The sequence below is a fragment of the Bacillus sp. FJAT-52991 genome (genome assembly GCF_037201805.1).
In the GTDB taxonomy this organism is placed as follows: Bacteria; Bacillota; Bacilli; order Bacillales; family Domibacillaceae; genus Bacillus_CE; species Bacillus_CE kandeliae.
This window is the reverse complement of sequence record NZ_CP147404.1, coordinates 899,073-918,729: the sequence shown is the minus strand read 5'-3', so window position 1 is coordinate 918,729 and position 19,657 is coordinate 899,073. Positions and strand designations below refer to the sequence as shown.

Annotated in this window: 23 protein-coding genes; 10 read left to right on the top strand and 13 right to left on the bottom strand. The window is 39.8% G+C overall.

Features of this window, described 5'->3' with window-relative positions; translation table 11 throughout:
* Positions 1-83: 83 nt before the first annotated feature.
* The 4 genes from WDJ61_RS04800 to hemE form a co-directional block, all read right to left on the bottom strand.
* The gene (locus tag WDJ61_RS04800; protein WP_338753507.1) at positions 84-656 is read right to left on the bottom strand and encodes a TetR/AcrR family transcriptional regulator; all 573 of its coding nucleotides are present in this window, start codon (positions 654-656) and stop codon (positions 84-86) included.
* A 303-nt stretch (positions 657-959) separates the two neighbouring features.
* Entirely contained in the window at positions 960-2,372 is a 1,413-nt protein-coding gene (gene hemY / locus WDJ61_RS04795; protein WP_338753506.1) for a protoporphyrinogen oxidase, read from the bottom strand.
* 18 nt (positions 2,373-2,390) lie between these two features.
* Positions 2,391-3,335, bottom strand: coding sequence for a ferrochelatase (hemH, locus tag WDJ61_RS04790; protein ID WP_338753505.1), 945 nt, complete (start codon positions 3,333-3,335; stop codon positions 2,391-2,393).
* Between the two features lie 75 nt (positions 3,336-3,410).
* Positions 3,411-4,451: a uroporphyrinogen decarboxylase gene (gene hemE, locus WDJ61_RS04785; RefSeq protein WP_338754716.1), complete on the bottom strand. Its 1,041-nt coding sequence runs from the start codon at positions 4,449-4,451 to the stop codon at positions 3,411-3,413.
* A gap of 360 nt (positions 4,452-4,811) precedes the next feature.
* On the opposite strand from hemE, the gene WDJ61_RS04780 reads away from it, so the two are divergent.
* Together WDJ61_RS04780 and WDJ61_RS04775 are read left to right on the top strand one after the other, a co-directional pair.
* Complete coding sequence (locus tag WDJ61_RS04780; protein WP_338753503.1) at positions 4,812-4,949, top strand: hypothetical protein; 138 nt, start codon at positions 4,812-4,814, stop codon at positions 4,947-4,949.
* 334 nt (positions 4,950-5,283) lie between these two features.
* Positions 5,284-5,793, top strand: coding sequence for an antibiotic biosynthesis monooxygenase (locus tag WDJ61_RS04775; RefSeq protein WP_338753501.1), 510 nt, complete (start codon positions 5,284-5,286; stop codon positions 5,791-5,793).
* A gap of 194 nt (positions 5,794-5,987) precedes the next feature.
* Here the strand turns inward: WDJ61_RS04775 and WDJ61_RS04770 are convergent, their stop codons facing one another.
* Together WDJ61_RS04770 and WDJ61_RS04765 are read right to left on the bottom strand one after the other, a co-directional pair.
* The gene (locus WDJ61_RS04770; protein WP_338753500.1) at positions 5,988-7,211 is read right to left on the bottom strand and encodes an ABC transporter permease; all 1,224 of its coding nucleotides are present in this window, start codon (positions 7,209-7,211) and stop codon (positions 5,988-5,990) included.
* On the bottom strand, positions 7,211-7,945 hold the full coding sequence (locus WDJ61_RS04765; RefSeq protein ID WP_338753499.1) for an ABC transporter ATP-binding protein: 735 nt from the start codon (positions 7,943-7,945) through the stop codon (positions 7,211-7,213). Before WDJ61_RS04765 ends, WDJ61_RS04770 begins: the two co-directional genes overlap by 1 nt.
* Before the next feature lie 197 nt (positions 7,946-8,142).
* On the opposite strand from WDJ61_RS04765, the gene WDJ61_RS04760 reads away from it, so the two are divergent.
* Entirely contained in the window at positions 8,143-8,568 is a 426-nt protein-coding gene (locus tag WDJ61_RS04760) for an HIT family protein (RefSeq protein WP_338753498.1), read from the top strand.
* A gap of 58 nt (positions 8,569-8,626) precedes the next feature.
* Here WDJ61_RS04760 and WDJ61_RS04755 read toward each other — a convergent pair whose 3' ends face one another.
* Positions 8,627-8,824, bottom strand: a complete 198-nt coding sequence (locus WDJ61_RS04755) for a hypothetical protein (RefSeq protein ID WP_338753497.1) — start codon at positions 8,822-8,824, stop codon at positions 8,627-8,629.
* Positions 8,825-9,007: 183 nt separating this feature from the next.
* Between WDJ61_RS04755 and WDJ61_RS04750 the strand changes: the two genes are divergently transcribed.
* The 5 genes from WDJ61_RS04750 (at position 9,008) to WDJ61_RS04730 (ending at position 12,352) form a co-directional block, all read left to right on the top strand.
* Positions 9,008-9,373, top strand: coding sequence for a YtxH domain-containing protein (locus tag WDJ61_RS04750; RefSeq protein ID WP_338753496.1), 366 nt, complete (start codon positions 9,008-9,010; stop codon positions 9,371-9,373).
* Positions 9,374-9,506: 133 nt separating this feature from the next.
* Positions 9,507-10,082 (top strand): HTH-type transcriptional regulator Hpr, encoded by a 576-nt coding sequence (locus tag WDJ61_RS04745; protein WP_338753495.1) that lies wholly within the window; start codon positions 9,507-9,509, stop codon positions 10,080-10,082.
* A gap of 161 nt (positions 10,083-10,243) precedes the next feature.
* Positions 10,244-10,780 carry a DUF3267 domain-containing protein gene (locus WDJ61_RS04740; RefSeq protein WP_338753493.1) on the top strand — a complete coding sequence of 179 codons (537 nt, stop codon included), beginning with the start codon at positions 10,244-10,246 and terminating at the stop codon, positions 10,778-10,780.
* 106 nt (positions 10,781-10,886) lie between these two features.
* The gene (locus tag WDJ61_RS04735; protein ID WP_413789112.1) at positions 10,887-11,075 is read left to right on the top strand and encodes a hypothetical protein; all 189 of its coding nucleotides are present in this window, start codon (positions 10,887-10,889) and stop codon (positions 11,073-11,075) included.
* Positions 11,076-11,443: 368 nt separating this feature from the next.
* Positions 11,444-12,352, top strand: a complete 909-nt coding sequence (locus tag WDJ61_RS04730; RefSeq protein ID WP_338753491.1) for a peptidylprolyl isomerase — start codon at positions 11,444-11,446, stop codon at positions 12,350-12,352.
* Between the two features lie 43 nt (positions 12,353-12,395).
* Here WDJ61_RS04730 and WDJ61_RS04725 read toward each other — a convergent pair whose 3' ends face one another.
* The 5 genes from WDJ61_RS04725 to WDJ61_RS04705 form a co-directional block, all read right to left on the bottom strand.
* A complete protein-coding gene (locus tag WDJ61_RS04725) occupies positions 12,396-12,569 on the bottom strand; it encodes a sporulation YhaL family protein (protein WP_338753490.1) in 174 nt (57 codons plus the stop codon).
* Positions 12,570-12,649: 80 nt separating this feature from the next.
* Entirely contained in the window at positions 12,650-13,594 is a 945-nt protein-coding gene (gene yhaM, locus WDJ61_RS04720) for a 3'-5' exoribonuclease YhaM (RefSeq protein WP_338753489.1), read from the bottom strand.
* A 48-nt stretch (positions 13,595-13,642) separates the two neighbouring features.
* Positions 13,643-14,842: an MFS transporter gene (locus WDJ61_RS04715; RefSeq protein ID WP_338753488.1), complete on the bottom strand. Its 1,200-nt coding sequence runs from the start codon at positions 14,840-14,842 to the stop codon at positions 13,643-13,645.
* 130 nt (positions 14,843-14,972) lie between these two features.
* Positions 14,973-16,220: an ABC transporter permease gene (locus WDJ61_RS04710; RefSeq protein WP_338753487.1), complete on the bottom strand. Its 1,248-nt coding sequence runs from the start codon at positions 16,218-16,220 to the stop codon at positions 14,973-14,975.
* Positions 16,213-17,109, bottom strand: coding sequence for an ABC transporter ATP-binding protein (locus tag WDJ61_RS04705; protein ID WP_338753486.1), 897 nt, complete (start codon positions 17,107-17,109; stop codon positions 16,213-16,215). The genes WDJ61_RS04710 and WDJ61_RS04705 overlap by 8 nt, the downstream gene beginning before the upstream one ends.
* Positions 17,110-17,227: 118 nt before the next feature.
* Between WDJ61_RS04705 and WDJ61_RS04700 the strand changes: the two genes are divergently transcribed.
* Together WDJ61_RS04700 and WDJ61_RS04695 are read left to right on the top strand one after the other, a co-directional pair.
* Positions 17,228-17,413, top strand: a complete 186-nt coding sequence (locus tag WDJ61_RS04700) for a YhzD family protein (protein ID WP_338753485.1) — start codon at positions 17,228-17,230, stop codon at positions 17,411-17,413.
* 539 nt (positions 17,414-17,952) lie between these two features.
* Positions 17,953-18,426 carry a GNAT family N-acetyltransferase gene (locus tag WDJ61_RS04695; RefSeq protein WP_338754712.1) on the top strand — a complete coding sequence of 158 codons (474 nt, stop codon included), beginning with the start codon at positions 17,953-17,955 and terminating at the stop codon, positions 18,424-18,426.
* Positions 18,427-18,723: 297 nt separating this feature from the next.
* Here WDJ61_RS04695 and WDJ61_RS04690 read toward each other — a convergent pair whose 3' ends face one another.
* Complete coding sequence (locus WDJ61_RS04690; RefSeq protein ID WP_338753484.1) at positions 18,724-19,509, bottom strand: enoyl-CoA hydratase; 786 nt, start codon at positions 19,507-19,509, stop codon at positions 18,724-18,726.
* Positions 19,510-19,657 lie beyond the last annotated feature (148 nt).

The following is a 19,657-nucleotide window of genomic DNA, read 5'->3' as shown; positions in this document are numbered from 1 at the left end:
AATTTCCTCCTATTTTGTAAAAAACAGTAACCAATGACCATTTCATTCATATAGTCATTTTTTCCGAAAGAAAAGGACTTTCCTCACACGGATAATCCCTTTAATAAATAAAGTTCAAATAAACTGGATATCTCTGATTCGCTCAAAGGCTCCTTATGTTGTTCCCAATCAAAAATCAAAGAAACATAAAGTTTAAGCACAATAAATGCCGCCACTTCGGGGTTGCATGGCTTAATTTGACCTGATTGAATGGCCAATGTGACTTTCTCTTTAATGAAAGAAAGGAGCTCCTCTTCTATTTTCTTCATGACATCAAGTACAGCAGGTGTGCCCATTTCCTTTCCTTCTTGAAACAGTTTAATTGTAAGCTGATGTTGCTTCCTATACTGTAAAATTTGAAAAAGTGCCCGATGAACATTTTCATGAAAAGAATTGTTCGGATCTATCACATCTTCTGCTTTATATCGCATTTCATTAATAAGAGACTGTACGATTTCATCAAAAAGCTCTTCTTTATTTTTAAAAAAAGTATAAATGGTGCCTTTGCCGACGTTAGCTAGCTTTGCTACTTGATCCATTGTCGTTGCCTTATAACCAAATAGCGAAAAGGATTTCGTAGCTGCCTCGATAATTTGCTGTTTTCGGTCAACAGACATTTCATCGTCCTCCTTTATGACCAAATGAATAATCCGGTCATTTTTCATGTAATTTAATTTACTATATTCGAACAGCAATTGCAACATTTTTTTGCAGTTTGTTACTGCCTGTAAAGATCAGTTGCTGAAAAGGGAAAATCAAGCGGAAAGGTAACAAAGTCAGTCGCTATCTCCATATAATCAGTCGACTAAAAGAAAAAATCAGTCGCACCCACCCTAAAATCAGTCACCGTGCCCCAGCATACTAGGAACCACTTTCATGTAATGAAAAAGAAGGTACCCGAAATGGATACCTTCATCTTTCTACTGTATAAATTGTAGCACATTTTGAACTGCCGCTTCTCCTTGGTCGATACAATCGGGCAATCCCAATCCTTCATATGAGCTTCCAGCAATGAAAAGTCCTGGTAACTCTTTTTGTACATGCTCATACATATCGACCATTCGCTGCTTGTGCCCGACTGTATATTGTGGCATTGCTTTTTTCCAACGGCTAACAATCGTAAAATCTGGTTTTGCCGTAATCGCCATTGTCTTGCTTAAATCCTCAAGCACGATTCCTTCAATTTCAGCATCCGATAAATCTACAACTGCTTCATCGCCTGCTCGTCCAACATAGCAGCGTAACAATACTTTCCCATCAGGTGTTGTATGCGGCCATTTTTTATGCGTCCACGTACAAGCCGTAATCGTATAATCGCTATTTCGAGACACGACGAATCCTGTGCCATCAATATCTTTCGTAATCGCTGCTTCTGGAAAAGCCATTGCTACCGTCGCAACAGAGGTGGCCGACATATCTTTTAAGCTATCAAAAAATCGATATTGGGGCATCATCACAGGCAACGTAAAATGAGGGGTCGTTACGACGACACTATCAGCATGGATAATGCTTCCACTATTTAAAGTAAGTGCATATCCCCCATCCTTTTTGCTTTCAATTGTATCAACTCTTGTACCTTTTAAGACAGAGCCTTCGTTCAGCTTGTGTTCGATCACTTCTACTAATGACTCTAGTCCATTTGTAACCGTCATGAAAATGCCTTTTTTCTTCACCGTTCCAGCTTGTTTGGGCGAAACAGGTGTCGTTTTCTTCATCCCTAATACAAGACTGCGATATTTTTGCTCCACTTGGTAAAATTGTGGGAACGTTGCCATCAAACTTAGCTTATCAATATCACCTGCATAAATTCCTGATAGTAAAGGTTCGATTAGATTTTCTACCACTTCATCACCAAGACGTCTTCTAAAAAAGTGACCTAACGATTGGTCATTTTGAGGATCTGATTTCGGTAAGACAAAGTCAGCAGCCGCTCTCATTTTCCCAGGAATCGAGAAAAGACCAGTTGTCACAAAAGGAGCCATTTGTGTTGGAATGCCCATCACAGAGCCTCCTGGCATTGGATAAAGCTTACCGTTCACTAAAACGTAAGATTGGCCAGTTGAATTATTGATTAAATGATCCGCAAGCCCAACTTCTTTCGCTAGTCGAGCCGCGCTTGCCTTTCTTTCAAGAAAAGAGTCCGGACCTCTTTCAATAACAAAGCCATCTTTCCGAACGGTTTGAATTTTCCCACCAAGACGAGGGGTCGCCTCGATTAACGTGATATCAAGCGAAAGCTGATTTTCTTTTGCTTGTTTTTGCAAGTAATAAGCCGTTGTTAAACCGGTAATGCCGCCTCCGATTACAACCACTTTCTTATTTTCTTCCAACACAGTTGCATCGCCTTCTTTTTATAATTTTGCGTTTGCTTGTAAATGCTGCATAATCGTACTAGCCATTGCCTCAATAAATAGCGGCTGAGCATTTGGCATTTCTGGACGATAGTAGCTTGCACCAATTTCTTTTGTTACTACTTGACATTCATAATCATTATCGTACAACACTTCTAAATGATCAGAGACGAACCCTACAGGTGCATAAACAAATGCTTGATAGCCTTTTTCATTAAATAACTCACGAGTTAAGTCCTGTACATCTGGTCCGATCCACGGCTCAGGCGTATTACCGGCACTTTGCCAGCCGATCTCATAATTGTTAACGCCCGCCTTTTCTGCAATTAAATCCGCTGTTTCTTTCAATTGGTCAGGATATGGATCGCCTGCTTGAATAATTTTTTCAGGAAGACTATGAGCAGAGACAATTAGCACATAGTTATTACATTCTTCTTCTGACATCGATGCTACGGTTTCCTGTACTTTTTGTGCCCAATAGTCAATGAACTTAGGTTCTTTATACCAGCTTTCAACAGACACAATAGCCGGCCCACCGATCTTCTCCGCTTCTTCTTTTGCTCGCCCATTATAAGACTTGACACTAAACGTAGAAAAATGCGGAGCTAATACGATCGATACCGCTTCTTCTATGCCATCTTTTTTCATTTGCCCAACAGCATCTTCAATAAATGGTTCAATATGCTTAAGTCCAAGATACATTTTGAATTCGATCTCATCCTGAATGATATTCAAATGTTGCTCTAGCTTTTCCCCTTGTTCCTGCGTAATTTTAGCAAGCGGAGAGATGCCACCAATTGCTTCATAACGGGAACGCAAATCCTCAAGCAGTTCTGGTGAAGGCTTTCTTCCACGGCGTATATGTGTATAGTATCTTTCAATATCTTCTTCTTTATATGGCGTGCCATAAGCCATTACTAATAAACCCATTTTTCTTTTTGTCATTGCTTTCACCTCGTAATAATAGAAATCCTTTTCTATTTTGACATGTCTTTTTTAAGTTTTCCAAAAAGAATCTTCTTATTTCAGCTTTTCGGCACTATATTCATGAATAAATGTAGTTAAACGCTTTAAGGTATCCGGATTTACGTCTGGGAAGACACCGTGACCTAAGTTAAAAATGTAACCAGGTTGCTGGATTCCTTGATCAATGATCGCTTTAGCTCGTTCCTCAATTACTTCCCATGGAGCGAGTAAAAGCGCTGGATCTAAATTCCCTTGAACCGTTTTCGTCATTCCCATTGCTCGGGCTTGTTCAATTGGTAAACGCCAGTCTAAGCCAACAACATCTAATGGAAGGTCATGCCATTCCATCGCTAAATGACTTGCACCCACCCCAAACATAATTAATGGAACTCCTTCAGGACGTAACTCATTAAAAATACGCTCCATTACTGGTTTAATAAATGTGCGATAATCTTGTACATTTAGTGCTCCCACCCAAGAATCAAAAATTTGGACAGCACGAGCGCCCGCTTTAATTTGGGCTTTCACATAAGTAATCGTCATTTCTACTAACTTGTCCATTAAAGCAAACCAAGCTTTTGGCTCAGCGTACATGAATGCTTTTGTTTTGTTATAATTTTTTGACGGTCCGCCTTCAATCATATAGCTTGCCAATGTAAAAGGAGCTCCAGCAAATCCAATCAATGGCACATTTAATTGCTCCTCCGTAAGCAATCGAATCGTTTCTAATACATAAGGGACATCATTTGCCGGATCGATCTCTCCAAGCTTCTCAACATCAGCTAATGAACGAATCGGGTTACTGATCACTGGACCAATTCCAGACTTAATATCTACATCCACACCGATCGCTGGAAGCGGTGACATAATATCTTTATAAAGAATCGCCGCATCGACATCATACTGCTCAACAGGCAATCTAGTCACATACGCACATAATTCTGGCTGATGGGTAATTTCAAACAGCGAGTACTTCTCTTTCAGCTTGCGATACTCCGGTTGTGAGCGTCCAGCCTGACGCATATACCATACTGGGACATAATCTGTCTTCTCTCCTCTTGCTGCTTGTAAAAAAGTATCATTAATCGTTCTCATCACGTTTGTTCCTCCACCTTTTCCACATTAAAAGTCACTATCCCTCATTATATTAAATCCTCACTCGGAAATAAATGATAATACCTACCTTTTTATACGATTTACACTATAGATGTTTTACGAATAAAAGTATAGCAACACTACACAAATGTCATAAATTCGCCAAAGACAACGAAATGCGGAGCCGACTGTCCAGGCACGACAAGCAAATGTTCTGACGCCGGAAAGGCGACAAGCCTTGTAAGCGGCAGGTTATTTGACTCGAGTGTCTAGGAGGCGAAGCTAGACAATTCGAAAAGAGGAAGGTGCTGTTTAGCGACGTATGGACTGAAGCGCTCCGCACGAGATAAAGGAAACACGATGAACGCTAGTGAATCGATGTTGACTTATCGCAAGGAGGAACGTGAAAGTACACTAGTCGCTGGCACCTGGAGCTGGACAACACGAAATGCGGAAGGCGCTCGTTCATCGGCGACAAGCAAAAGACGAGCCGGCTGAAAGGTTGCTCTTTAACCTTTTGGACGGATTGGCTTTTGACCTCGAGCCGATAGCGCCTGAAGCTGGACAATTCGAAAAGCGGGGCCGACTGTCCAGGCACGACAAGCAAAAGACAGAATGACGGAATGGCGTTCTTCAGCCATGCAGTCTGGTACCCGAAAGTCGAAGAAAAGCTCGCTAAGGTCGAAGAAATTTCCCAAAAGTCAAAGAAAGGCTCGTTAACGTCGAAGAAAGCCCCCCTAACATCAAAAAAACACACTATTGGTTTACATGGATAATTTTATGTGTAAAGTTAATATAGTAGAGTAATCATTATTTAATTGAGGTGACGAAAATGAATGTATATATTACTTCAGGGACGTTTGATTTTTTAAAGAAGCTGAAAGACAAGCATGCTACTGAAAAAATGATTGTCATGGAGAATGCGGAAGGAGCTACACTTTTGCATGAAACAGAGCAAAAAACACTTTTTCAATCCCCGCGTAAATATGAAGTCATTGACGCATCAGGTGAGCTAGCGAATCACGGTTATGTTGTTTTCAATAATATTCCTGTCACAGATGAGGGCCGGCCTATTTTTGAATATCGCTTTAAAAATCGAGCACGTCTTATTGAAGAAGTGCCAGGATTTATCTCGATTCGCGTGCTTCGTCCACTTAACTCTAATACGTATATTATTATGACCCAATGGAAAGATCAGCAATCTTTTCAAGGTTGGCAAGACTCGCAAGCTTACAATAAAGCTCACGAAAAACGCAGCTCAGAAGAAGGAGTCGACAAGCAACCAAAAATCTTCTCAAGCCCATCTTATGTCACAACATACAATGTTCCTAAAGAAGATTAACAATAAAGTGAAACTTCAATCAGTGGGGGTTTTCTTCATCCCCTACTGATTGTTAGTTGAACGGATCGGGCGTTTATGGGCAGTTGATCCCCACCTAAACAGCTTTGCTTCTCCTGCTATTTTGAGGTGGGGGTCTTACTGCCCATTAATGCGGGATAAAAAAACGGCGACACCTTAAGTGGTGCCGCCATTTTTTATAGCTCCTCCATCTTCTTTAAGCGAGATGGTGCGTATAATTTAACGAAAACAAATACAAGAAGCAGACCCGCTACTAAAACAAGACCACCTTGAGTAAGTGTTTGACTAATAGCAGCTACGATTCCAAACACCGTCGCTTGTATGATCAGCAAACGTCCTAACAGCTGTAACAACGCCTCTCTTTTTTCCGTTGTTGAGACTGGATAAAGTGAGACCCATATTTTCAGTTCATGACGCCGAATCATTGGCAACAATTGAAAACCAGTTAAATAAATAAATAACAGCGCAATGATGAGCTGCAAGATCACTTGATCACTAAAGCCGATCGCCAGTGCGGCAATCACTGTTAGGCGAACAAACAGCCCGAAGTATTCGCTTGTTCGAACAAAAGTACGGCGAAATAAAAAAGCGTAGGTCGATGTTTGACTAAACGGTAATCTCTCTAGAAGTGGGTCGAGCCATTGACGCCGCTTGACGGTTCCTTTCAAATGAGGAACATCGGTAAATAAATTTGCGAGGCGATAAAAGGCGGCCATTCTTTTCTCTTCCAGATCCACAAGTGTCTCCCACTTTAATGTCATTCGCTCGGCTGCTTTCTTAAAATAAATCAAGTAACCAATCATAATAACAGCTACCGCCCCGACAAAGAGGAGATTCGAACTAGAAAATAAGAAATAAAGCAAGACACCATTCAGGATAAAACGGATCGCTAAATCACCTAAGTGGCTTTCTCTTTCTTGCTGTTTGAGCACATACCAGCGAATATGTAAATTCCATATTTTCAAGCCTACTAAGACAAGTAGCAAGAGGAAAAACGATTGAGCGGACGAACCTTTTACTTGAGCGTACATCGGCATAAAGAAAGCCAGTCCAGCAATCAATAAATAAATTTGCGAAAAAAAGCTTGTCCGAATCGCTTTTTGAAAATAACTGTTCATCTTTTCTTCTAGCGGAAGTAAAAAGACAGTATCCGCACGCATTAAAAAGGTGTACACCGGGCTCCAAGCTAATAATGCACCAAGCGTCACAGCCATAATGAACGGGGCTGGAAAGGTTTCATCAAGCGTTTTCACCCAGCCGCTGTAGTAATAAAGCAGGGCACCAAGCCCAAATACAAGCACAAACAAAAAATGATCATTTAGCATATAACGCAAGTATTTACGCAGTTCGCCATAATAAGACTCCAGCCTGCTTTTCCATAATTGCTCAATGTTTTTCATTATTCTTCTTCCTTCGTCAATTGAATATAAATATCATCTAAAGAAGCATCTGTCAAATGGAATTGCTCTCGAAGCTCCTCGATCGTTCCTTGAGCGCGAATCTCACCATTATGTAAAATAATGAAAGAGTCACAATATTTCTCAGCTGTCGCCAAAATATGCGTAGACATTAAAATACCCGCCCCATTATCACGCATTTTATTCATCCACTCAAGCAAAGATTGAATACCTAGCGGATCTAGTCCAACAAAAGGCTCATCAATAATATAAAGAGAAGGTTCCGTTAAGAAAGCACTCATAATCATCACCTTTTGCTTCATTCCTTTAGAAAAATGAGCCGGGAACCAATTCATTTTCTCTTGTAGGCGAAATTCTTTCAGCAAAGGACCCATTCGTTGTTTATACTCTGCTTCACTCAATCCGTAAGCCATCGCTGTTAGCTTCATATGCTCTTCTAGTGTTAATTCTTCATATAGAATAGGTGTTTCTGGAATATAAGAAAACTGTTGACGATACTTTTCAGGCCCTTCCTGCAGCGTATGGCCATTAATTAATACGCTTCCTTGCTTCGGCTCCATCAACCCAATGATATGTTTAATGGTGGTACTTTTTCCCGCTCCATTTAAACCAATTAACCCAACAATACTCTCTTTTTCAATCGAAAAAGAAATATTTTTTAACACTGGTTTACGTGTATATCCGCCCACCAGGTCGTTTATTTTTAATAAAGACATAGAAAACGTCCCTTCTCATAATGTGATTACCCCTATTTTAGCAAATTCTTTTATAAAACTCATGGATTGTCTTATAGCTTGTCTATTTATCGCGCATTAACGAGCAGCAAGATCGCCACTGATTGGAGGTTCACTTTATTAATTCCCGGTGGTGTGTTAAAATTTTGACAATTACATAAACAGAGAGGATGAAAAAAATGAGTGATTGCATTTTCTGTAAAATTATTAATGGGGACATTCCTTCTGCAAAGGTGTATGAAGATGAACATGTGTATGCGTTTTTAGATATTAGTCAAGTCACGAAAGGACACACTTTAATTATTCCGAAAGAACATAAAGAAAATGTCTTTGAATTAACGTCTGACCAAGCAGCTCGTCTCTTTGAAGTCGTACCGAAAATTGCCCATGCCATAAAAAAAGAATTTCAAGTCGAAGGGCTAAATATTTTAAATAATAACGGTGCAGTAGCTGGTCAAACGGTTTTCCATTCCCATATTCACTTGCTTCCACGATACGGCAAAGAAGATGGGTTTCATCCGATCTTTCAAGACCATAGCGGCGAATATTCGACAGAAGAATTCCAACAAATCGCTCAAGGGATTGCGCGCTACATTCAAAACTAACAGACGGTCTATTCAGGGTCAGCTTCCTCGAAAGCTGACCCCGTTCTCACCTGCCTTGCTATCCATTCCACACATAGGTAAGCAAAATCGACAATACTAAAAAAAGGACACCGGTTATTCCAAAGATTTTGATTCTTTGTTTCGCTACATGCCTTGACATACATATTCCTTGCTTGCAAATTCCCCGAATGTGGTTAACCATGCTCATTAAAAGAATAAAGCTAATCGCATAGCATGCAAAAATGATGCCTTCCATTCCTGTCACTCCTCTACTTCTTTCCTTAATTATTGCTTTCCTGCGATGGTAACAATTACAATAAAGGATGACGTTTCTTACATACTATGCAAGCAAGGAGCGACAATGAACCTGTCCGCAACCGGAAATAAAGGAATTTTGCGATTAATCGAGAATTAAACCAAAGAAGTGAGGTGATTACATATGGATAAAAAGGCACTATTATTCGGATTACTCACTGGTACAATTGCTGGAATGGCCACAACTTTGTTCAGTACACCGCTGTCTGGCAAGGAAACACGAGAAAAAGCAAAATCTTCACTAAGTTGTGCTAAAAGCTCTATAAATGCCATTAGCAATAATTTAAGTGAAGTGAAATCCTCCGTGAAAACCCTCTCGGAAGTCAGTAAGGAAACATTTACCGAGGTAACGGGCGGCTTAAAAACTAGTGTATCTCTATGGCAAGAAAGTACGAAACCTACGATTCAGAAACTGCAACAAGAGTTAGAAGACATTCAATCGACAGTGGACGAATTAAACCAACTACCGAAAAACAAGGAGTCTAAATAAGGCTCCTTGTTTTTTTCGAAAATTTAGTAAATTTATATCTTTATTATTTTTTACTTTATTGGCATAATAATATTAACTATATTCATATTTTTTGTCTATCGGGAGTGAATAATTTAAAAAAGAAGGTGCACATATGTCTAACCATCAGTACTCTATGAAAGAAGCTCTTATATTCAGTCAGCGGATGGCACAATTAAGCAAAGCATTATGGAAGGCTGTCGAAAAAGATTGGCAACAATGGATTAAACCATACGATTTAAACATTAACGAACATCATATTTTATGGATTGCTTATCATTTAAAAGGGGCCTCGATATCAGATGTCGCTAAGTTTGGCGTGATGCACGTCTCAACCGCTTTTAATTTTTCGAAAAAATTAGAAGAAAGAGGTTATTTGAACTTTTCTAAGAAAGAAAATGATAAACGCAATACGTATGTAGAAATCACTGAACAAGGTGAACAAGTGTTGCTTGAGCTGATGGAGAGCTATGATCCTCATCATAATTCTGTGTTTGCAGGAACAGCTCCACTACGGGAGCTTTTTGGTAAATTCCCTGATTTAGTGGAAATCCTGACGATCGTCAAAAATATTTATGGCGAAGACTTTATGGATATTTTTGAGAAATCGATCCATAATATCGACAAGGATTTTTTTGAAGAGGATGGGAAGCTCGTCAAAGCAAAAATCACTACTCCCAACCATCTATAAGTACGGAAGAACCTCTTCCGTGCTCCATTCTGCACCTTTTTGTTCATTCCTTCACATATTCTTCATCCTATTGTTTATCAAAATAGATGTTGCTTTTTCTCTTCAATCATCGTAAATTAAACAATCATATCACTTTTTCGCCAATTGGAGGGACGATTTCTATGAAGTGTTGGCGTGCATTTGATTTTGAAAAAAAGTACGGTTTCAATAAAATCATGGTTTTTTCGTTCATCCTTATGATGTTGTTTTTTAGCTGCAGTTTTGCGCTTATGCAATCCATGTATTCTGAAACCTTGTATTCTTCATATTTCGAATTATTTTTGATTGGATTGCTAGCGGTTTATCCACTCCATAAATTTGTTCATATGTTACCAATTTTACGTTATTTTCCGCATATGACATTCAAATATAGTTTAAAATTAGGCTGTCTGCCGATTGTTTTCATCACGATCAAGAAACCTGTGCCAAAGAAAAGGTTTATACTCAGTTTAGTACTGCCTTTTTTCATGATTAACCCTATTTTGCTATTAAGCGGCATTCTCTTCCCGAATTATCTGCATTATTTCACGATGCTTTCCGCTTATCATACAGGAATTTGTGTCATGGATTTTCTTTATTTAAAAGCGTTAGTTACCTCCCCGAAGTCAGCCGTCATTGAAGAGCATGACCGAGGGTATGAAATTTTAATTCCTCAATAGATGATAGTGAAGAGAGGGGATAACTCTCTTCCTAACTGTTTTTCTATCTTTTTGGAGCACTTTTTGATATGTTATTTACATATAGTCAAAAGAGGAGGGAAACAATTTGATCACCATTATGGTTGTATTTGTGGTATTTTCTGCACTCATCCTGTTTAACATTAATCGATTAACGAGCATTCTTTGTACTCAAAAAGAGATTCCGGAAGAAAAGCACCCAAAAATCTTCCGTACAATAAATATTTATATTACGATTTTATTGATTTCATCCTATGTAGAAATACTCTATACATAAAGCGAGCCGTGTTTCTAACTTCGGCTCGTTTTTATTTATCCCGCATTAACGGGCTGTAAGATCCCCACCTCAACATGGCAGAAGAAGCGCAGGCATGTAGGTGGGGAATCAACAGCCCGTAAACGCCCGATCCGTTCGGGCCTGCACGATGCAGGTTACAAAGGCGTTGCAACAGGACGTTGCGATTTTAGCCTTTGTTCTTCTTTAATCAGCAGGGGATGGAGCCCCCCACTGATTGAAGTTTCACTTTATCAGTTCAAATTTTTGGCTACTTCATAAAAATGTGTTATAGTATGTCCTAGAATAAAATTGCAGAAGCCGCTGCTTAACCAAAAGCCGGCTAACTTATCAGGGAGTTGTTAATAAGAATGAAAAAATGGTTATTATCTATTTCTTTAGTGGCAGGTGCAATCGGCCTTGCGGGATGCAGCGCAGGTGATGATGTTGTCGCCACAACAAAAGCAGGAGATGTCACAAAAGAAGATCTTTATGAGGCAATGAAAGTCAACAACAAACAGCAAATGGAACAAACTCTTCAAAATCTTGTGTACGATAAAATTCTCTCCGAAAAATATACTGTGTCCGATGAAGAACTAGATAAGGAATTTAAAAAAGCGAAAGAGCAATTAGGAGACCAATATGAGATGTTCCTAGCTCAATTCGCTATAGATGAAAAAGGCTTCAAAGAGCTAGTCAAGTCACAGTTGCTACGTGAAAAAGCAGCAACTGCAGATATTAAAATTTCTGACAAAGAACTAAAAGAGTACTACGACAAATGGGAAGCACCAATCGAGGTTAGCCATATTTTAGTAGAAGATGAAAAGACAGCAAAAGATCTTAAGGCGCAACTTGATAAAGGTGCAAAGTTCGAAGAATTGGCAGAAGAACATTCTGCTGATCCAGGCTCTGCTGCAAACGGCGGAAGTTTAGGCTGGATCGATAATAAAGGTCGCGAACAATTAGTTCCTGAATTTGTTGAAGCGATGTCTTCTTTAAAGGTAGGACAAGTTAGTGAGCCAGTGAAATCACAATTCGGTTACCATATCATTAAAGTAACTGACAAAAAAGAGAAAAAACCTTTGAAAGATATGAAGGCAGAATTAACGGATGAATTAAAAGCTTCTAAAATAGACCCTGCTAAGCTTCAGAAGAAATTAGAAAAAGAATTAAAAGCATCAGAGGTCAAAGTGGAAGATGCTGACCTAAAAGGTGCTTTCGAAAGTGAATCGGCTCCTGCAGAAGGTGCACCGAAAGAAGAGACAAAAGAAGAAAAATAATCTACAAAAAAAGAGATGGTCACATGGACCATCTCTTTTTTATTTAACTTTTAATTTTCAGATCTCGTTCCTTCTCCATCCGCTGAATATACACTTGCCCTTCCTGTTCAATATAATCCATCTCAGCCTTTCTTTCAGCCTTTGATGTCTTCACTGTCATAAATGCGCTGAAAAAAATCCCTGCTACTACGACATACATCCATAATGGAAATGTCATGACCTTCTCCCCTTTCTTGAACTCGCATTCGTTACTATATATATTCTAAAAACAAAAAAACATGTCCCGTTAAGGACATGTTAAGAAGAAAAATTCGGTTTATAGAAGGAACGATTATCTAAAGCAAACACTCGCTCAGAAAACTCCCCTGGTTTCGTCCGCTCTAGTACGCGATCAAGCATATTCATTTTCGCATCTAAATTATCAATATAATGAAGAATTTCGGCTTCCTTCACCATTGGCGGTTTCGGGCTTCCCCATTCCGCTTTGCCGTGATGAGATAGGACGATATGCTTTAAGATCATCGCCTCTTCCCCATCAATGCCAAGCTCCTCTGCGGCCTTACCAATTTCATTGACCATAATCGTAATATGTCCAAGTAAATTCCCTTCCACTGTATAGGTGGTAGATACAGGACCAGAAAGCTCCATTACTTTCCCTAAGTCATGCAAAATCACGCCCGCATATAATAAATCACGATCAAGTGATGGATACAAATCAGCGATCGACTTCGCTAGCTTTAACATAGAAACGACATGAAAAGCAAGACCGGATACAAATTCATGATGATTTTTTGTAGCGGCTGGATACTCAAGAAATTCAGTGTGATGTTTTTTCAATAAAAAGCGTGTAATTCGCTGAATATGTGGATTCTTCATTTCAAAGATAAACTGAGTGATGATATCCGTCATCTCCTCTTGCGTCATCGGAGCCGTTTCAATAAATTCACTAACCTGCACGCCATCTTGTGGGTTTGCCGGGCGGATTTGTCGAATTTTCAATTGCATTCTTCCACGATAATTTTGAATTTCGCCCGTTACTTTAACAATCGTCTGGGGCTGATATTGCTTTTCCGTCTCTTCTTTTGCATCCCAAAGTTTCGCTTCAATTTCTCCGCTCTTATCTTGTAAGATTAGCGTTAAATAAGGATTGCCGTTTACTGCAATGCTTCTCGTAGAAGACTTAATTAACAAATAGCAATCGACACTTTGTCCTGCTTCATAATGTGTAATACCTTGAGACATACTTGCTTTCCCTCCTTCAACTCAATAATTAAATGATAACATAAAACATTATCTTGCTTCTTGTACTTTGTGTTTCATAGCAAAACGATATGTGAATAAAAATCCAACTAACATCACCGCTCCGCCAAATAAATAAGGAAAATAGATATTCCACTCAAATAACATGCCGGCAACAAGCGGGCCAGCAACATTGCCAAGGCTTAAAAATGAATTATTCAATCCCATAATATAGCCTTGTTTCGATCCGGCATATTTAGAAAGTAAGGAGTTAACCGATGGACGCAGTAGCGAATTTCCAATAAAAAACAAGCCTGTTGTTACTATTACACCCACAAAATTCGTGGCAAGCGTCATAATAACAAAACCAACTGCACTCAGTAGTAATGAGCCAAGCACCGTGTTGCGGTCACCAAATCTTTTCGTTATTTTTCCAACCCCATACCCTTGAACGAACGTACCAATCAAGCCAATAATGAGCATAATAAGACCTACATCTTTCGGTCCGTAGTTGTAACGCTCCCAGGAATAATAACCGAATATTGATTGGAAATTAGCTAGACCAAAGCTTAATAAGAACACAAGAAATAGCAGAAATCCAGCGGGGCTTAACATCGTCTGTTTGAATTGTTCCCATTGATTAACGGACGGTTCATTTGCTTTTCGCTGTGCATCTTTCTCCCGTTGTTCCTTGGAATACGACTCTGGTAGAACTAACACCGACACAATCGCCGCAACAATTGCCGCGATCCCCGCAAAAATAAATGGATATGATAAATCATATTCAGCGAGCCAGCCGCCAATACCAGGACCAATGACAATCCCAAGTCCCATAGATGCCCCTAAAATCCCCATGCCTTTTCCGCGCTCTTGAGACGTTGTTACATCGGAGACATAAGCCATCGCTGTTGGCATTAATGCTGAACCAAATATTCCGGCTAACATTCGGGCAGTGAACAACATCCATATGTCGGTAGCAAAGGCGAACAGAAATTCAGCCGCCGCAAACCCAAGCAAACCAGCTGTAATTAACGGTTTACGCCCAATCTTATCGGACAGCTTTCCCCATACTGGCGCGAACAAAAATTGCATAAAAGAATACACCGCAATCAATGCCCCAAGTGTCCTTGCTCCCGCTCCAAACTCTTCCACATAAAACGGCAAAATTGGAATGACAAGACCAATCCCAACCATAATGATAAATAAATTAAAGCTGAGTAATAATAATGGACCTTTTTTCTTTTTTTCCATAATACATTCCCCTCTTACTGGTAGCAGTATTGTTATTTTAACGAATTATTACGGTGCGTGCGAGTAGTTATTATAGAAAAAAGCAGAAAAGAGGCCCTTTTACATTAGCCCCTTCTCTTTTCTAACATGATTATTGATGTTTCGATAATTGAATCGCTTTTTTCAAATCTTTCAATGAACTTGATTTGCCATATATCAACACGCCGCCGCGATAAATTCTTGCCCCAATCACACCTAATATGAGAATAGAGACGAGTAAAATACCGATCCCTGTAGCGACCTCCCACATAGGGATATTTAACATACCTACACGTACAAACATAATCATCGGCGTGAAAAAAGGAATAAACGAGCTAATGGTAATGACCGGAGATTCAGGATTTCCAAGGCCATACATCGACATAAAGAAGGCAATCATCACTGAGAATGTCAATGGCATCATCATTTGCTGAACGTCTTCTAATCGGCTAACGAGCGAGCCTAGTAAAGCCGCAATCGTTGCATATAAAAAATAACCAAGAATGAAAAAGACAATCGCATATATCAACAGCGAAGCGGAGACAGATGTTAGCCCTAATACACTGGCAACAGAATCTTCTGATTGGCTTGAAAAGGCATAATAAGCGACTCCGAGCCAAATAACCATTTGTGTCAACCCAAGCAAGCCGATGCCAATGATTTTGGCAAACATTTGCTTCACTGGGGACACGCTCGAAATCAAAATCTCCATTACTCTTGAAGACTTTTCAATCGCTACTTCAGAAGCAATCATATTTGCGTAAATAATCACCGATAGATAAATAAAGAACAATAAAATATACACAAGTGCTTGAGCTTGCATCATCTCTTCCTCTGATTTCGCTTCTTTAGCTAAAGCTACTTTTTCCACATCTACAGGAGCGTTCCAAAGAGCCATTTCCTCTTTCGATAGCTTTAACTTATTCGCCATCTCTTGACCTTTAATCATTTGCAAAGCTTGACTAATCTCATTAACTAGCTCACTATTTGCCACACTTAATGCTTTATATGTAGCGGTTGGTAAGCCTTGTGCATCCCTCTTTAACAAAATATATCCTTCATATTTTTCTTGTTCTACATCCTTTGTTAATTGGGCCTCCGTTTGTTTGGTCGCTTCGATTAATTGGATATCACTATTTTGAGCAGTCAGCTGTTGCTTCAGCGGTTGAAAAAGTGTTCCTCTTTCATCAATAACCGCAATCTTTGTCTGTTCATCTTCTCCCTCAAACATATCAACTATTTTTTCAAAGTTGGCTCCAACCATAATGATGATCGCGACAATCAGTGTGGTCAGTATAAAAGATTTCGTCTTAAATTTATTAAGATATGATTGCGACAGCATTAACCAGAAACTATTCATATGAAGCACCTACCTTTTCAATAAAGATATCATTTAAAGAAGGCTCTTCTAATTCAAATTTCTGCACGAAACCTTTCCCTTGTAGCTCAGAAAAAATTCTCTGTGATATCTCTTCCTCTGCAATTTGCAAAATAATCCCTTCAGCTGTCTTCTTCGATTTCAACACACCTGGGGCATTCGCTAAAAAGCTCACATCAAAATCAGCATGTACCTTCACATTCTTCTTGCCAAATGAACGTTTAATGTCACTTAAGTTTCCATGCACAACAGGACGGCCATGATGCATAATACATAAATGCTCACATAGCTCCTCGACATGTTCCATCCGATGACTAGAAAAAACAATTGTCGTCCCGCTCTCCTTTAATTCAATCACTGCTTGCTTAAGCAATTCAACATTGATCGGGTCCAGCCCACTGAATGGCTCATCGAGAATTAATAGCTGTGGCTGATGAACAACCGACGCAATAAACTGTATTTTTTGCTGATTTCCCTTTGATAGCTCTTCTACTTTTTTATTCGCATAATCTGGCACATTGAACCTTTCAAGCCAATGATCCGTTTCACTCGCAGCTCGTCTTTTATCCATTCCACGCAATCGTGCTAAATAGACAATTTGTTCCTTCACTTTCATTTTCGGATACAGTCCTCTTTCTTCAGGTAAATACCCAATATGAGCACTCGTATCGTAATTAATTGCTTCATTCATCCAAGTAATACGACCATCCGTTTGCTTCATCAACCCTAAAATCATACGAAAAGTCGTTGTCTTCCCTGCCCCATTCGCTCCTAAAAAACCAAACATATCTTTCTCTGGAATGTTTAACGACAGTTGATTGACCGCCGTGAACTCTCCAAATTTTTTTGTTACATGGTCCAATACTAACATTGATTTATCACCTCTATCATTTGTACGAATCAAATGCCAAAAAGTTCCGTAAAGATTATTTTTAAAATTTTCTAAATTCATGTAAAATAAACATATACAATGATAAGGGGGAAATCCTATGCAAACTTATAAACTAACAGTCTTCGAAAAAAACGGAGAAAAATTATTAGACGAAGCCTTTGAAGCAAAAAACAATGAGGAAGCAAAAACGATCGGGCAAAAACTCCTTCATCGCCATGCCTACGAAGAACACACCCACCGCTGCACCTCACCCCTGGGAAAACTAGTATTATTTCATGTGTGATGACTAAAGCGGAACCGACTGTTTAGACACGACAAGCAAATGTTCTGTCGCTGAAAAGGCGACAAGCCTTGTAAGCGGCAGGTTATTTGACTCGAGTGTCTAGGAGGCGGAGCTGGATGATGACTAAAGCGGAGCCGACTGTTCTGGGGCGACAAGCAGATGACGGACCGACAAAATGGCGCTCTTCAGCCATGAAGTCGGGCTGACATCTGACTCGAGCCCCAAGGAGGTGGAGCTGGATGATGACTAAAGCGGAGCCGACTGTTCTGGGGCGACAAGCAGATGACGGACCGACAAAATGGCGCTCTTCAGCCATGAAGTCGGGCTGACATCTGACTCGAGCCCCAAGGAGGTGGAGCTGGATGATGACTAAAGCGGAGCCGACTGTTCTGGGGCGACAAGCAGATGACGGACCGACAAAATGGCGCTCTTCAGCCATGAAGTCGGGCTGACATCTGACTCGAGCCCCAAGGAGGTGGAGCTGGATGATGACTAAAGCGGAAGGTGCTGGTCAGCGACAAATTTTTAAGGAGACTTCAATGAAAATTCGTTCAGTAAAAGGAGAAGATTACAAAGTCCTTGCCCCACTAATCAACGAATGGTGGGGCGGCAGAAACATGTCTGATATGCTGCCCAAACTGTTCTTTGATCATTTTAAAAATACAAGTTTCATTGCTGAAAAAGAAGGAGAAATTGTAGGCTTTCTTATAGGATTCTTCTCTCAAAGTCATGCTAATGAAGCATATATTCACTTTGTTGGAGTTCATCCCAATTACAGAAAACATAATATTGGAAAACGCTTATACACTGAATTTTTTCAAGTGGTTAAGCAAAACGGGCGTCATGTTGTCCGCTGTGTAACATCACCTGTTAACAAAACGTCGATTAGCTATCACACTAAGATGGGATTTGAAATTGAAGAAGGGGACAAAAAAGTAGATGGTGTTTCAGTCAATACTGACTACGATGGACCCAACCAAGACAGAGTATTATTTGTGAAACAGCTAGATTAATCGGAAGTGCCCTTCTGATCTAAAGAAAAGCATCGGGCTGTCCAGAAAATCAGTGAAAACTGCCTTCTGTGACAGCTCCTTTTCTGTTATGTTTCAGCAAAAGTGAAGCTTGATTCAGTAAAAATCCAGCACGAGTCAGTAAATCATTGGTGTGTTTCAGTAAAAAGAGGATCTGATTCAGTAAAAGTAAAGATCAACTCCGTAAAAAGCCCATACTCCGTAACTCAATAAGAAAAAGATGTCGAGAAAGTCTATTTGTGAGGACTTTTTTCGACACCTCATGCTTTTTATTCCATGTTAACGCCCTGTAAACACCGGCTTACGCTTCTCGATAAAGGCTTGAATCCCTTCTTGATGATCTTGCGTTTGTCTCATATTCAGCTGAGCTTGCTTTTCTAATTGCAATGATTGGATTAGTTTGGCTTCTTGAAGCTCGGCATATATTTTCTTTGTCGCAATCATCGCTTTCAGCGGCTTTTGCTTAATATAGCCGATTAATTGATCCACTTTTTCGGCCAACTGGCTTTCTTCCGCTGTTTGATCAACCAACCCAATGGCTTCTGCTTCTAAGCCACTCATCACTTTCCCTTCCCAAATGAGCTGCTTCGCTTTCACTTCTCCTACTCGTCTTTCCATCATAAAATGGCCCGCTCCATCAGGGATCAATCCGATGCCAATGAAGTTCATCGCAATCTTTGTCTGATCGCCACAAATGACATAATCAGCTGCCAGTGCTAAGCTCAATCCTAATCCTGCGGCCGCCCCATGAATCGCTGCAATCGTTACTTTTGGCATTTTGTATAAAGTCGTCACTAAATCGGAAATCACGTCCATCACTGTGAAGAACTGTTGCTCATCTAAACCAGTGAGCATTTGTTTAATATCGCCCCCTGAAGAAAAAGCATCCCCCTTACCTGATAACACAACGACCTTCACCTGATTATCTCGGCTTACTTCTTGCAAACAAGTAAGTAACTCCTCCATCATTTGTACATTTAAAGCATTCATCGACTGCGGACGGCTCAAAGTAATCCGTGCGACTCCCCCATTAATATCACATTTAACCGTTTCAAATTTGTCCATATTTACAATCCCCTCCTCCTATTAAGGATACAAAAAATGAAGCGTCATTCATAGTTATTTTTTAAAAATTTAGAATTTTTACACATAAAAACCTTGCTCCTTTAAAGAAGCAAGGTAAAGTTATACTTTATCCCGCATTAACGGGCTG